The organism is Brevundimonas basaltis (assembly GCF_014202075.1).
In the GTDB taxonomy this organism is placed as follows: Bacteria; Pseudomonadota; Alphaproteobacteria; order Caulobacterales; family Caulobacteraceae; genus Brevundimonas; species Brevundimonas basaltis.
Genome location: NZ_JACHFZ010000007.1, coordinates 55,693 through 69,688 on the forward strand (window position 1 = coordinate 55,693; position 13,996 = coordinate 69,688).

The 13,996-nt window shown below is 69.1% G+C and carries 10 protein-coding genes; 2 read left to right on the forward strand and 8 right to left on the reverse strand.

Annotation, left to right across the window (positions count from 1 at the left end):
* Nucleotides 1-50: 50 nt before the first annotated feature.
* The 6 genes from HNQ67_RS13315 to HNQ67_RS13340 are packed head-to-tail and all read right to left on the reverse strand — an operon-like array spanning nt 51 to nt 5,997.
* Nucleotides 51-488, reverse strand: coding sequence for a Na+/H+ antiporter subunit G (locus HNQ67_RS13315; RefSeq protein ID WP_183256242.1), 438 nt, complete (start codon nt 486-488; stop codon nt 51-53).
* Complete coding sequence (locus tag HNQ67_RS13320) at nt 485-766, reverse strand: K+/H+ antiporter subunit F (protein WP_183256244.1); 282 nt, start codon at nt 764-766, stop codon at nt 485-487. The genes HNQ67_RS13315 and HNQ67_RS13320 overlap by 4 nt, the downstream gene beginning before the upstream one ends.
* On the reverse strand, nt 763-1,254 hold the full coding sequence (locus HNQ67_RS13325) for a Na+/H+ antiporter subunit E (RefSeq protein WP_183256246.1): 492 nt from the start codon (nt 1,252-1,254) through the stop codon (nt 763-765). The genes HNQ67_RS13320 and HNQ67_RS13325 overlap by 4 nt, the downstream gene beginning before the upstream one ends.
* Nucleotides 1,251-2,792, reverse strand: a complete 1,542-nt coding sequence (locus HNQ67_RS13330) for a monovalent cation/H+ antiporter subunit D (protein ID WP_183256248.1) — start codon at nt 2,790-2,792, stop codon at nt 1,251-1,253. The genes HNQ67_RS13325 and HNQ67_RS13330 overlap by 4 nt, the downstream gene beginning before the upstream one ends.
* Nucleotides 2,789-3,136, reverse strand: a complete 348-nt coding sequence (locus HNQ67_RS13335) for a Na+/H+ antiporter subunit C (RefSeq protein WP_183256251.1) — start codon at nt 3,134-3,136, stop codon at nt 2,789-2,791. Before HNQ67_RS13335 ends, HNQ67_RS13330 begins: the two co-directional genes overlap by 4 nt.
* Nucleotides 3,133-5,997, reverse strand: coding sequence for a monovalent cation/H+ antiporter subunit A (locus tag HNQ67_RS13340; RefSeq protein ID WP_183256253.1), 2,865 nt, complete (start codon nt 5,995-5,997; stop codon nt 3,133-3,135). Before HNQ67_RS13340 ends, HNQ67_RS13335 begins: the two co-directional genes overlap by 4 nt.
* Nucleotides 5,998-6,439: 442 nt before the next feature.
* Between HNQ67_RS13340 and HNQ67_RS13345 the strand changes: the two genes are divergently transcribed.
* Both HNQ67_RS13345 and HNQ67_RS13350 read left to right on the forward strand, forming a co-directional pair.
* Nucleotides 6,440-9,058, forward strand: a complete 2,619-nt coding sequence (locus HNQ67_RS13345) for a TonB-dependent receptor (protein WP_183256254.1) — start codon at nt 6,440-6,442, stop codon at nt 9,056-9,058.
* Between the two features lie 191 nt (nt 9,059-9,249).
* Nucleotides 9,250-9,654 carry an Ig-like domain-containing protein gene (locus HNQ67_RS13350; RefSeq protein ID WP_183256256.1) on the forward strand — a complete coding sequence of 135 codons (405 nt, stop codon included), beginning with the start codon at nt 9,250-9,252 and terminating at the stop codon, nt 9,652-9,654.
* Between the two features lie 69 nt (nt 9,655-9,723).
* Here the strand turns inward: HNQ67_RS13350 and HNQ67_RS13355 are convergent, their stop codons facing one another.
* Nucleotides 9,724-12,801 (reverse strand): efflux RND transporter permease subunit, encoded by a 3,078-nt coding sequence (locus HNQ67_RS13355; protein ID WP_183256258.1) that lies wholly within the window; start codon nt 12,799-12,801, stop codon nt 9,724-9,726.
* Between the two features lie 2 nt (nt 12,802-12,803).
* The gene (locus HNQ67_RS13360; protein WP_183256261.1) at nt 12,804-13,937 is read right to left on the reverse strand and encodes an efflux RND transporter periplasmic adaptor subunit; all 1,134 of its coding nucleotides are present in this window, start codon (nt 13,935-13,937) and stop codon (nt 12,804-12,806) included.
* Nucleotides 13,938-13,996: the final 59 nt, after the last annotated feature.

A 13,996-nucleotide genomic window follows, 5' to 3' on the forward strand; every position in this document is an offset into this window, starting at 1 on the left:
TCCCGTCGACGGCCGCAATGGGCGTCGCCTCACCCGCTCGCCTCCGCCGGTCAGTCGCTCCGGCGCGCCGGCGGAACCTGTTCGGGGTCCGGAGCGGGATCGTTGGCCGCGCCCTGGAAGGTCGCCCAGTCCTTGCCGCCCGGCGTCCGCGGCAGGCCCCTGACGATGCCGTCCGCCGGATTGGGATCGATGCCGTGACCCTGACGGTGCAGGTGGGCCTTGGCGATCATGTTCGCCGATATCGGCGCGGTCAGCAGCAGGAAGACGGTGATCAGCAGCTCCTGCGCCGACCACCCGCCTCCGGACGCCGGGAAATAGACCATCGAAGCGATCAGGCAGGCGCCCACCCCCAGGGTGCTGGCCTTGGTCGGACCGTGCAGCCGGGTCATCAGCGACGGCAGTCTGGCCAGGCCCCAGGATCCGATCAGGATCAGGCCGCCGCCCATGACCAGCAGCAGGGCGACGAGGATTTCTGCGACCAGGCTCATTCGACGATGTCCCCACGCAGCAGGAATTTGCAGTAGGCGACCGTGCCGACGAAGGCGACCATGGCGAGTAGCAGGGCCGACTCGAAATAGGTCTGGGTCCCATGGGCCACGCCGAACACCACGATCAGGGCGATGGCGTTGATGGTCAGGGTGTCGACCGCGAGGATTCGGTCTCCGAGTGTCGGCCCCCGCACCAGCCGGTACAGGTTCAGCAGGATCGCCACGCTGATGCAGGTGAGGGCGAAGGCCAGGGCGAGGGGCAAAAGGGAGCCGGTCATCGGAACACCTTCAGCAGTCGGGTCTCGTACCGCTGTTTGATCCGGGCGACCTCGGCCTCCGGATCAGCGACGTCGAGGGCGTGGATCAACAGGGCGCGGCCGTCGGCGGACACATCGCTGGTCACCGTCCCCGGGGTCAGGCTGATGGTCCCGGCCAGCACCGTGATGGCTTCGGGCGAGCGCAGCTCCAGCGGCACCACCAGCCAGCGCGAGCGGAGGTCGCGGTTGCGGCGGGTCAGGATGATCCAGGCCACCTGGAAATTGGCCTCGACGATGTCCCACAGCACGATCCCGACGTAGCCGAGAAAATCCGGGCCGAAGCGGATCTTCGGGCGGTCGGGCCAGAACCGGCTGGTCACCAGCGGGGCCACCACCCCGACGACGAGGGCCAGCAGCACGGCCCCGACGGTGAACTCGTTGACCAGCAGCATCCAGACCACGGCGACGAGGACGCTGAGGGCCGGGTGGGGCAGCAGGCGGCGGATCATCGGCGGCCTCCCGCGTTCTTGCCGAGCACGGCTTCGACATAGCCCTGCGGCGCGAACAGCTGCGTCGCCGTTGCCTCGGTATAGGCCGTCACCGGTCCGCCGAACACGGCCAACAGCCCCAGCGCGGCGACAAGCGCGGCCGCGGCCCCGACCCCGACCACGCGGCCCCGCAGCACCCGGGTCGGGATCTCTCCCTCCAGCTCCGAACTCTTCCAGAACAGGCGGCTGCCCGCCCGTGCGAAGGCCAACACCCCGATCAGGGTGGTGATCAGGATGCTGCCCCATATCCACGCCGCCGCCGGCGCCTCGCGCACCCCGTCGAGGATCAGCAGCTTGCCGACGAAGCCCGACAGCGGAGGCAGGCCGACAATGCCGATCGCCGCGAGGAAGAACAGGCCGGACAGCACGCCCGCCTGGCAGAACCGCGGGGCGTGCGTCAGGGCGTCGACATGCACCCCCCGCCGCTTGGCGATCAGATCGGCGACCAGGAACAGGGCCGCGCCCGCCAGCGTCGAATGCAGCATATAGTAGAGGGCCGGTCCCATGGCCTCGGCGGTGAACACGGCGACGGCGCTCAGCAGCACGCCCATGGAGCCGACCACCGACCACGCCGCCATGTCGCGCAGGCCGCGGGCCGCGAACAGGCCGATGAAGCCGATGAAGGTGGTCGCGATCGCAGCCGGCAGCATCCACGGTCCGGCCACAAAGGCCGCCGCCCCGGCCTCCGCGCCGAAGATCAGCGTGCCGGTGCGGATGATGGCGTAGGCGCCGACCTTGGTCATGATGGCGAACAGGGCCGCCACCGCGCCGGTCGTCGCCGAATAGGTCCCCGGCAGCCAGAAATGCAGCGGGGCCAGCGCGGCCTTGAGGGCGAACACCACGGTCAGCACCAGGGCCGAGGCGGCGATCAGCCCTTGATCGCCGACCGGCGCGGCGGCCACCCGGACCGCCAGATCGGCCATGTTGAGCGTCCCGGTCACGCCGTAGAGCAGGCCCACGCCGACCAGGAACAGCGTCGAACCGACCAGGTTGATGACCACATATTTGACCCCCGCCTTCAATCGCTGGGGTCCCTGTCCATGCAGCATCAGCCCGTAGGAGGCGATCAGCAGCACCTCGAAGAAGACGAACAGGTTGAACAGGTCCCCGGTCAGGAAGGCGCCGTTCAGTCCCAGCAGCTGGAACTGGAACAGGGGGTGGAAATGCCAGCCCTTGCGGTCCATCCCCGTGGCTACCGCATAGGTCATGACCGCCGTGGCCAGCGCCGCGGTCAGCAGCAGCATCATGGCCGACAACCGGTCCAGCACCAGCACGATGCCGAACGGCGCCCGCCAGTTGCCGAGGGCGTAGCTCTCGGTCGTCCCGCCCGAGGCGTGGATCACCAGGGCGGCGGCGATGCCGACCAGCGTCAGGCAAGAGCCCAGCGATACCAGTCGTGACGTATCCAGCCGATGCCGCAACAGCAGCAGGCTGGCCGCGCCCATCACGGCGGGCAGCACCACCGCCGCCGCGACCAGCAGGGAGATCGCGGGAGTCACGACGCGTCCTCCGCATCTTCATGGCCGTCGACGTGATCCACGCCGGTCTCGAGGAAGGTGCGCAGCGCCAGCACCACCACGAAGGCGGTCATGCCGAAGGCGATGACGATGGCGGTCAGCACCAGGGCCTGGGGCAGGGGGTCGGTATAGGCCTCCGCCGCCTTGTCGTAGATCGGCGGCCGGTCGATCACCAGCCGGCCCATGGCGAACAGGAACAGGTTGATCGCATAGGACAGGAAGGCCAGTCCCAGCACCACCGGGAAGGTTCGTCCGCGCAGCACCAGATAGACTCCGGCGGCGGTCAGGACGGCGATGGCCGAGGCGACGAGCAACTCCATGGTCATTGGCCGGCCTCCGTCGGCGCTGCGGCGGGCGTGCGCGACGGGTCGACGTCCATCGCCTCCAGCGTCTCCAGCGGCGGCTGCTTTTCCGCGCTCTGGGCCACCCGCGACAGCTGGGCGAGGGCCAGCATCACCGCCCCGATCACGGTCAGGGCCACGCCGATGTCGAACAGCATGGCCGTGGCCAGCTCGATTTCCCCGATCAGCGGCAGGTGAAAATAGTCGAAGGCGCTGGTCAGGAACGGCGCCCCGAACAGCAGCGAGCCGAGGCCCGTGGCGGCGGCGGTCAGCACCCCCGCGCCGATCAGGCTGTGATGGTCGGCCCGCAGGCGCCGGTCCGCGAAGCTGTAGCCCGAGGCCATGTACTGCATCAGGATGGCGATCGAGATCACCAGTCCGGCGATGAAGCCGCCGCCCGGCTGGTTATGCCCCCTCAGGAAGATGTACAGCCCCACCGCCACGGCCAGCGGCAGCAGCAGGCGCGTGGCCACGACCAGCATCATCGGGTGGTGCTCGGGCGATCGCACCGTGTCGGGCTTCCACGCCGCCACCCGCCGGCCGCTGGCCCCGGTCCCGACCGTCTCCAGCAGCGAGAATATGCCCAGCGCCGCGATGCCCAGCACGATGATCTCGCCGAAGGTGTCGAAGCCGCGGAAGTCGACGAGGATGACATTGACCACATTGGTCCCGCCGCCGCCGGAATAGGCGTTGTCCCAGAAATAGCCCGAGATGCTGTCCAGGGGCCGGGTCATCACCGCCCAGGCCGCGCCGCCGACGCCGAGGCCGGCGACACAGGCCACTGCGCCGTCGCGGATGCGCCGCCACGGCGGGGTCTCGGCCGGCGTGGTCTTGGGCAGCAGATTGAGCGCCAGCAGCATCAGCAGGATGGTCACCACCTCGACCGAGATCTGGGTCAGGGCCAGGTCAGGGGCCGACAGATGGGCGAAGGCCAGCGAGATGATCAGCCCGACGATGCCGATGTAGATCAGCGAGACGTAGCGCGCGCGGTGGAACAGGACGACCAGTCCCGTGGCCGTCACCAGGGCGATCCAGCCGGCCACGGCGGCCGCCGACGCGGGCACGCCTGGCCGCTCGCCTCCCGCATAGTCGGCGCTGAGGAAGCCGGCGATGCCGACCACCGCCGCGGTCGCGATCAGCGCCGCCATGGCTCGCTGCAGCGAGCCGTTGTGAATCGCGTTGACGCCGCGTCGCGACAGGGTCGCCGCCCCCGCCACCCCGGCGTCGAACAGGGTCTTGGCCCGGGGCAGGGGCATGGCCTCGAACAACCGCGCCAGCCGCCCGTGAACCACCAAGGCCAGGGCGCCGACGGCGATGGCGATGACGCTCATGAACAGGGCGGGCGTCACCCCGTGCCACAGAGCCAGGTGAACGTGTGGCGCCGCGCCGTTGGTCACCACCTCCGCCACCGCATCCACCAGCGGGCCGGCGAACAGAGCCGGGGCCAGGCCGATGGCCACGACCAGCGCCGTCAGCACCGCCGGCGGCCCCCACAGGCCAATGCCCGGATCATGCGGCGTCTTGGGATAGTCGTCCCGGCGCGGTCCGAAATAGACATGGACGATGTAGCGCAGCGAATAGGCCACCGACAGCGTCGCCCCGAGCGTCGCCAGCACCGGAAACACCCACGGCTGGCCCAGCCAGACGGTGTGCGCCGCCTCCTCCAGCATCATTTCCTTGGAGATGAAGCCGTTCAGCGGCGGGACCCCGGCCATCGATAGCCCGGCGATCAGCGCCAGCGTGCCGGCGATCGGCATCAGGCCGAACAGCCCGCCCAGCCGCTTCAGATCGCGCGTCCCCGCCTCGTGGTCGACGATGCCCGCGTTCAGGAACAGCGCCGCCTTGAAGGTCGCGTGATTGATGATGTGGAAGACCCCGACCAGCGCCGCCATCGGCGTGCCGATGCCGAACAGCAGGGTCAGGAAGCCCAGGTGGCTGACCGTCGAATAGGCCAGCAGCCCCTTCAGATCGTCCTTGAACAGGGCCACCCAGGCGGCGAACACCATGGTCACGAGCCCGGTCGTGGCCACGATCAGGAACCAGGCCTCGGTCCCCGCCAGCACCGGCCACAGCCGCGCCAGCATGAACACGCCGGCCTTCACCATGGTCGCCGAATGCAGATAGGCGCTGACCGGCGTCGGGGCGGCCATGGCGTGCGGCAGCCAGAAGTGGAACGGGAACTGCGCCGACTTGGTGAAGCAGCCGCCGAGGATCAGCAGCAGGGCCGGCAGGTACAGCGGTGAGGCCTGGATCAGCTCGCGCTGCTGCAGGATCACGGTCAGATCGTAGGATCCCGCGATATGGCCGAGGATCATCAGACCGCCGATCAGGGCCAGGCCGCCGCCGCCGGTGACGAACAGCGCCATCCGCGCGCCCTGCCGCGCCTCGGCCGAGTGACGCCAGAAGCCGATCAGCAGGAAGGACGACAGGCTGGTCAGCTCCCAGAAGATCAGCAGCAGCAGCACGTTGTCCGACAGGACGATGCCCAGCATCGCCCCCTGGAACAGCAGCAGATAGGTGAAGAACCGGCCCATCGGATCGGCCGCCGCGAGGTAGAAGCGGGCGTAGATGATGATCAGCAGGCCGATGCCGAGGATCATCCCCGCGAACATCAGTCCCAGCGGGTCGAGGAACAGGTTGGCGTTCAGCCCGAGGGCCGGGATCCACGGCACGCCGGCCCGCACCGTCTCCCCGTCCATCACCCCCGGCGCCATGCCCGCCAGCACGACCAGCGCCGCCAGGGTCACGGCGCCGGCGGCGAGGGCGGCGGCGTTACGGCCACGCCGGATGGCGAGCGCCGGGGCGAGGGCTCCGATCAATGGAAGAAGGGCGAGCAGAAAGAGCAAGAATCGGCCTCGGAAGCGTCACACAGGCGGGGCGCGGGCCGGTCTTGATAGAGGGTGGCGGCGCGGATTTCTCCCCCCTCGCGCCGTTTTTTCGGCGAAGTATCGCCGCAGGCCGATCGGCGCGGCGCCGGCTGCCCGGCGCCCCGACCGGCGCAACACTCGCGCCATGGGAACGATTTCGCCCGTGGCGGGGCCAATACTGGCCCACACAGGGGCGAATATTGACCTAAGGTCATCGGTTTCTGTCGCTTTTGCGTCACAGTCTGGCTTGCGCCACGGCTGAAATGAGGCCGCGCCGGGCCCCGATGCTTGTGGCGGAGTCCCGCTTGGATTACCCCGAATGCTGGAGTTTCCGCGCTCCGCAAGAAGGGCGCGGGCCAGGGATCAGGAAACGCCGCGGCGACCGGACACCGGGCGCCCCGGCCATTGTCGGGGAGCGACCATGCGCCTTACCAACCTTCTTCGCACCACTGCGTCCGCCGCCGTCGTCGGCGCCGTCGCCTTCGGCTTCGCCGGAGCCGCCTCGGCCCAGGATGCGCCCCAGGAGCGCGCCACCGTCGACGACATCATCGTCACCGCCCAGAAGCGCGAGCAGAACCTGCAGGACGTGCCCATCGTGGTCACCAGCCTGTCGCAGGAAGTGCTCGAGGACGCCGGCGTTCGCGACATCAAGGACCTGCAGATCCTCACCCCCGGCATGACGGTCACCTCGACCTCGTCGGAAGCCTCGACCACCGCCCGTATCCGCGGCGTCGGCACGGTCGGCGACAACCCCGGCCTGGAAAGCTCGGTCGGCGTGGTCATCGACGGCGTCTACCGTTCGCGCAACTCGGTCGGCTTCGGCGACCTCGGCGAACTGCAGCGCATCGAGGTCCTGAAGGGCCCGCAGGGCACGCTGTTCGGCAAGAACACCTCGGCCGGCGTCATCAACATCATCACCGAGGCCCCGTCGTTCACTCCGGGCTTCAGGGCCGAGGCCACCGTCGGCAACTACGGCGCCATGGCCGTGTCGGGCTCGGTCACCGGCCCGATCAGCGACACCCTGGCCTTCCGCCTGTACGCCGGCCGCCGGCTGCGCGACGGCTTCATGGAAATCGACACCGGTGACGGCCCGCGCACCAACACCGACGACAACAACCAGGACTTCGGCACCGTCCGCGGTCAACTGCTGTGGCTGCCGAACGACAACACCTCGATCCGCTTCATCGCCGACTACTCGTCGCGCGACGAATACTGCTGCATCGGCACCCAGATCCGCACCGGCCCGACCTATCCGTTCATCGACGGCCTTTCCAACGGCACCGGCCAGCGTCCGCCTGCGGCCGGCTTCGGCCCGCTGCCGTTCTCGCGCACCGGCTACGCCAACCGCGACAGCGGTCAGGAGGTCGAGGACAAGGGCTGGTCGCTCGAGGCCAACGTCGACATGCCGTCGTTCCTCGGCGGCTCGACCCTGACCTCCGTCTCCTCGTGGCGCAAGTGGACGTCCAGCCTCGGCCACGAGATCGACTACACCGGCGCCGACATCGCCTACCGCGAACAGGACGGCGAGTTCGGATTCGATGTCGAGAATACGACCCAGGAGTTCCGCCTCGCCGGCGCAACCGACAGCCTCGACTGGCTGGTCGGCCTCTTCGTCACCAATGAGCAGATCGGTCGCGCCGACAGCTGGTATCTGGGTGCGGACTACACCCCCTTCCTGTCCTTCCTGCTCAGCGCCCGCATCAACGCGGTCAACCCGGCCCTTCCGGTCAGCCCCGCGACCATCGGCTGCTACACCCGGCCCGGCCAGACCGCTGCGGGTTTCGGCGGCTGTCTCGCCACCGGCGGCATGTCGCCGGCCGGTCCGACGGCGGCGACCGGCCCCGGCTTCGTCGTCGGTCAGGCCTACCGGGACAACTACGAACAGGATTCGAACTCGTTCGCCCTGTTCACCAACAACACCTGGCACGTCACCGACGCCTTCGACCTGACCCTCGGCCTGCGTTACACCATCGATGAGAAGAAGCTGCGGGGCCAGCAGACCAACACCAACGGCAACGGCACGACCTGCAGCGCGGCGCTGGCCAACTCCGGCGCGATCGGCGCGGTTCTCGGGGCCAACACCCCGACCGTCCTCGCCACCATCTGCCTGCCGTGGGCCAACTCGGCCTTCAACAACCGCTCCGTCTCCGAAAAGTTCGACGACAGCGAGCTCAGCGGCACGGTCAAGGCGTCCTACCGCATCAACCCGTCGGTCCTGACCTATCTGTCGTACGCCCGCGGCTACAAGAGCTTCGGCTACAACCTGGACCGCGTGCAGTCGGGCATCACCCCGGCCGCCTCGACCCTGTTCCCGTCGGAAGTGGTGGACAGCTATGAAGCCGGCGTGAAGATGACGCTGCTGGATCGCACCCTGCTGCTGAACGCCACCTATTTCGACCAGACGTTCGACGACTTCCAGCTCAACACCTTCCTCGGCACCGCCTTCGTGGTGGAGTCGATCCCCGAGCTCACCTCGCGCGGCGTCGACGCCGACTTCCTGTGGTTCTCGCCGGTCGAAGGCCTGAGCTTCCAGGGCGGCGTCACCTGGACCGACGCCAAGTACGGCAACTTCACCGCCGCCGACCTCGCCGCGCCGGGCAACTTCCCGCAGCTGTCCCTGCTGCCGGGAGCCCGCGCATCGTTTGCGCCGGAATGGTCGTCGACCTTGGCGATCAACTTCGACCGCAACATCGGCGACGACGTCCGCATCGGCTTCAGCCTCGCCGGCAAATATATGAGCGACTACAACACCGGCTCCGACCTGCTGCCCGCCAAGCAGCAGGACGCCTACACCACGCTGAACGGCCGCTTCCTGGTCGGCAGCGCGGATGAGCGCTGGACGGCCGAGTTCTGGGTCCAGAACCTGACCGACGAGGAGTACATCCAGGTCGCTTACAACGCCCCGCTGCAAGGCTCGGCGTTCCAGAGCACGGTCCAGCCCAACGGCACATATTACAACCCGGCGCTGGACAGCCAGACCTACGACGCCTTCTTGGGCGCGCCGCGCACCTACGGCGCGACCCTGCGCTTCAAATACTGATCACCGCCGCGGGGCGGAACGGCACAGCCGGCCGGGGGAAACCCCGGCCGGTTTTGCTTTGCCCGTCGAGCGTCGCGCGCGTCACACGGCCAGCTTCACCCGGCTGTCGCCGCGGCGCGGCCTGACCTCCAGCGGTGGACAGTCGCCGACGAGAGGCTAGTCTCCCGAAAAGCTGCAATCGGGAGGAAGGCATGCGCACGCTGCGACGATCCGCTGTGATCCTGGCCGGGGTCGCCCTGGCCTCGCCGGCTGGCCCCGTGTCGGCCCAGGCCCAGTCGCCCTCCGGCGCCAGCTGCGCCAGCGCGGCGGCCAAGGGCAACCGGCCGCCGGCCGCCAGTCTGCAATCCACCGCCTCAAGCGTCGGAGAGACCGCCGATCGCGCGGTTACCCTGACGGTGGCCGCGACCGACCCGGACAGGGATGAACTGACGTACGACTACAACGTCACGGGCGGCCGCCTCATAGGCGCGGGTTCCACCGTCCGCTGGGACCTGCGCGGCGTCCAGCCGCGGACCTACACCGTGACTGTAACCGTCGACGACGGCAGGGGTTGTTCCGCCTCTGACAGCCTCAACGTCTCGGTCGACCGCTGGTGACACGCCTTCGGCGCGGGCGAACAGGAGGCACGCCCCTGGCCCCTGGTCCCTGCCCGCCTCGAGCTGTCCCTAATCCGCCTCCGCCGGCTTCGGCTGGCCCGGCGTCTGGCGCTGGCCCTCGAACATCCGGTGCATGCGCCGCACGAAGAAGCCGGCGATGTCGTCGACGATGGTGAAGATGGCCGGGATGTAGAGCAGCGAGAGGAAGGTCGAGGTGATCAAGCCGCCGATCACCGCAATGGCCATCGGCTGACGGAAGGCGACGTCGGCCCCCAGGCCGATGGCGATCGGCATCATGCCGGCGCCCATGGCCACGGTGGTCATGATGATCGGCCGGGCCCGCTTGTGGGCCGCGTCGAGCAGGGCTTCATGCCGGGTCATGCCGTCCTTGCGGGCCATGATCACATAGTCGACCAGCAGGATCGAGTTTTTGGCCGCGATCCCCATCAGCATCAGGATGCCGATCAGCGACGAGATCGAGAAACTCGATCCGACCAGCAACAGGCCGACGAAGGCGCCGCCGATGGCCAGCGGCAGGGCGGCCATGATGGTGACCGGCAGGGCGAAGCTGCGGAACAGCAGCACCAGCACCGCATACATCAGCAGCAGGCCCGAACCGAAGGCGATGGCGAAGCCGCTGACCATCTCGGCCAGGAACTCGGTGTCCCCCGACGGCACCTCGCGCACCCCCGCCGGCAAATTCTTGACCGACTCCAGCGCCCGGACCCGCGCAGCGGCCTCGCCGACGGTGATGCCGTCCAGTTCGGCGGTTATTGTGCCGATCCGCGACCGGTTGCGACGGCTGATTTCCGACGGACCCGCCCCGAAGGTGACGTCCGCCACCGCCCCCAGCGGCACGGCTGAACCCGTCGCCGTCGGCACTCTCAGGTTCTCGATCACGGACAGGTCCTGGCGCGCCGCCTCGGCGAGCATCAGCCGGATCGGAATCTGTCGGTCGCCCAGATTGTATTTCGGCAGGTTCTGCTCGACGTCGCCCAGCGTCGCCACCCGCACGGTCTGCGAAATGGCCCCGGTGGAGACCCCCATCAGCGCCGCCTGGTCGGGCTTGGGCGTGACCAGGATTTCCGGCCGTGCGATCGAGGCGGTGTTGACCACATTGGCCAGGCCGGGGACGCCGCGCATCTCGGCCTCGACCGCGCGCGTCGCGGCCTCCAGCGCCGGACCGTTGTCGCTCAGCAGCGACAGGCTGTAGCGGGTCCCGTCCCCGGGCCCGCCGCCGCCGCCGCCGCCCGCGCCGATCCGGGCGCCCGGAACGTCACGGAACTGATCGACCATCAACCGGGTGAACGCCTGCTGGTCCAATCGCCGGTCGCCCTTGTCGACCAGATCGGCGGTGATCCGGGCGCTGGCCACGCTGATCGAACTGTAGACCGACTCCACCTCCGGGCGTTCGGCCAGCACGCGGGTGACCCGCTCGACCACGGCGTCGGTCTCCTGCAGCGTCGCGCCCGGCGGCAATTCGACGCTGAACGAGGCCCGCCCCTGATCGCCGGCGGGGAAGGGCTCGGCCGGCACCTGCATGCCGAGGAAGATCGAGACAGCGAAGATGACGATGCCGGCCGCGGCGACCTTCCAGCGGTGCCCCAGCGATATCCGCAGCGCCCTCAGATAGGGCGCCATCCAGAACGGATCGGCGTCGTGGTGTCTGGTCGAATGGCGCAGCAGATAGGCGCCCATCAGCGGCGTCAGCATCCGCGCCACGACCAGCGAGAAGAACACCGCCACACAGGCGGCGAGGGCGAAGGCGATGAAGAACTGGCCGATGATGCCGGGCATGAAGCCGACCGGGGCGAATACGGCGATGATGGTGGCCGTGGTCGCGACCACGGCCAGGCCGATTTCGTCGGAGGCCTCGATGGCCGCGTCATAGGGCGATTTGCCGTCGCGCATATGCCGGACGATGTTCTCGATCTCGACGATCGCGTCGTCGACAAGGATGCCGATGGTCAGCGACAGCGCCAGCAGGGTGACGCCGTTCAGCGTCTGCCCCGTCGCCGCCAGTACCGCGAATGTGGGGATCAGTGACAGCGGCAGGGCGACCGCGGCGATGATCGTCGCCCGCAGATCCCTCAGGAACAGGAACACCACCAGCACGGCCAGGGCGGCGCCGATCAGCAGGGCCTCGACCGAGGCGATATAGCTTTCCTCGATATATTCGACATTGGAGGTGATCTGCTGGATCGAGACCGTCGGATTGGACTCGTCCAGTTCAGCGACGACCTCGCGCACCCGTTCGGCGACCTTGACCTCGCTCGCCCCTCGCGACCGCAGCATGTTGAAGGTGACGACCTGTTGACCGTCGTGGCGCGCGAAGGACCTCGGCTCGGACCAGGAGTCCTCGATCCGGCCGAGATCGCCCAGACGCACGCTGTCGCCGCCCGCCAGCGGGATGCGGGTTTCGCGCAGTTCTTCCAGCGAGTCCGCGGCGCCGGGAACGCGGATGGCGCGCTCCGATCCGGCCACGGTCACGCGGCCGCCCGGCAGGTCGCTGTTGGCCGACACCAGCGACTGGCTGACCTGGGCGGCGGTGACCCCGCGCGCCGCCAGACGGTCGGGATCGATCTCCACCCGGATCTCGCGGTCCACCCCGCCGCCGCGATTGACTTCGCCGACGCCGGGGATGGCCAGCAAGGCGCGGCTGACCTCATTGTCGACGAACCAGCTCAGCTGCTCCGGCGACAGCGTCGGGGACTGCACCACATAGGTGATCAGGCTGTCGCCGGTGATGTCGATCCGCTGGACCGTCGGCTCCTGCATGTCCTGCGGCAGGGATGAGCGCAGGCGCGCCATGGCGTTGCGGACGTCGTTGGTGGCCCGCTCGACATCGGTGGCCAGTTCGAATTCGATGATCGTCGTCGAATAGCCGTCGCCGACCGTGGAATCGATCGACTTGACCCCGCCCAGCCCGACCACCGCATCCTCGATCAGGCGGGTGACCTGGGTCTCCAGTTCGCTCGGCGCAGCGCCCGGTCGTCCCGCGCCGACGTAGATGATCGGGGCCTCGACGTCCGGATTGTTGTTGATCCCCATGGTGCTGAAGCCGACCACGCCGGCGATGGTCAGGACGAGGAACAGCAGGATGACCGGGATCGGATTCCGGATGGACCAGGCGGAGATATTGTTCATGGTCAGCCCGCCTTGGCGGCCGACTTGGCCGTCGCCGCGGGCTGGACGGCCGGCGCCACCCGCACCCGGTCGCCCTCACCGAGGAAGCCGGCGCCCTGAACGATGATGCGCGAACCGGCCGTCACGCCGTCGACCGCGGTCCACTCGCTGCCCCGGGTCTGGATCACCACCGGCCGGAAACGGGCCCGGCCCTGACTGTCGAGGATGAACACCCCCGGCTTGTTCTCACGGTACAGCACCGCCGCGGTCGGCACCGTCACCGCGGGATTGGCCCCGACGTCGATGCGGGCGCGCGCGAACATGCCGGGGCGGAAACCGCCGCCGCTCAGGCTGATCCGGGCGATGCCGAGCCGGGTCTGGGGATCGACTTCCGGGGTGACGATCCGCACCGAGCCGGTGGTCTCGCCCACCTGATCCGAACTCACCACGGCGCCCTGGCCCGACCGCACCAGTCCCAGCTCGGTTTCCGGCACCTGGGCGTCCAGCTCCAGCCGGCCGTCGCGGACGATGCGGAACAGCTCTGTTCCGGGCGAGACGATCTGGCCGCGGGTCACGTTGCGGCTGATCACCAGACCCGACACCGGCGCGCGGATGGTCGCCTGCGACAGCCGCGTCCGGGTTTCCGACAGCGCCGCGCGCTGGGCGAGCAGACTGGCGTCCGACGACCGCTTGTTGGCCAGGGCCGTGTCCAGCGAGGCCTGGCTGAGGAAACCCCGCTCCTTCAGCTCCTGGGCCCGGTCCAGCGCCGCCTGGTCGCGGTCGGCGTTGGCCTCGGCGGTCTGCACCGCCGCGCGTTGCTGGCTCAGCTGCGCGCGCAGCAGGGCGTCGTTCAGCTGCACCAGCGGCTGGCCCTGCCGGACGTAGCGACCCTCGTCGACATAGACGGCCGTGGCGGTCAGACCGCCGGTCTCGGCCCCGACCGGCACCTCTTCCCACGCCGAGACGGTGCCCGACGCCGTGACGGTGCGGGGCAGGTTGCGCAGCGCGGCGGTCGCCACCGTCACTGTCTGACTGCTGCCCCCGGCGTCCGCCTTGGCCTTGGCCTCGGCCTTTTTGGCCGCCTCGTCGCCGCCGCAACCGGCCAGCGCCAGCGCTAGGGTCAGGACGGCCGCGCCGGCCCAATTATTCCGCTTCATGTTCGCCACGCCTGAGTCCCTTGGGGCGCGGAAGGGGATGAGCCGCGCCCGGGCGCCGC

What these genes read in the sequence shown, in the direction of transcription:
- HNQ67_RS13345 (WP_183256254.1), top strand. Translation starts at nt 6,440, where the DNA reads ATGCGCCTTACCAACCTTCTTCGCACCACTGCGTCCGCCGCCGTCGTC.
- HNQ67_RS13350 (WP_183256256.1), top strand. Translation starts at nt 9,250, where the DNA reads ATGCGCACGCTGCGACGATCCGCTGTGATCCTGGCCGGGGTCGCCCTG.
- HNQ67_RS13360 (WP_183256261.1), bottom strand. Translation starts at nt 13,937, where the DNA reads ATGAAGCGGAATAATTGGGCCGGCGCGGCCGTCCTGACCCTAGCGCTG.
- HNQ67_RS13355 (WP_183256258.1), bottom strand. Translation starts at nt 12,801, where the DNA reads ATGAACAATATCTCCGCCTGGTCCATCCGGAATCCGATCCCGGTCATC.
- HNQ67_RS13325 (WP_183256246.1), bottom strand. Translation starts at nt 1,254, where the DNA reads ATGATCCGCCGCCTGCTGCCCCACCCGGCCCTCAGCGTCCTCGTCGCC.
- HNQ67_RS13320 (WP_183256244.1), bottom strand. Translation starts at nt 766, where the DNA reads ATGACCGGCTCCCTTTTGCCCCTCGCCCTGGCCTTCGCCCTCACCTGC.
- HNQ67_RS13315 (WP_183256242.1), bottom strand. Translation starts at nt 488, where the DNA reads ATGAGCCTGGTCGCAGAAATCCTCGTCGCCCTGCTGCTGGTCATGGGC.
- HNQ67_RS13335 (WP_183256251.1), bottom strand. Translation starts at nt 3,136, where the DNA reads ATGACCATGGAGTTGCTCGTCGCCTCGGCCATCGCCGTCCTGACCGCC.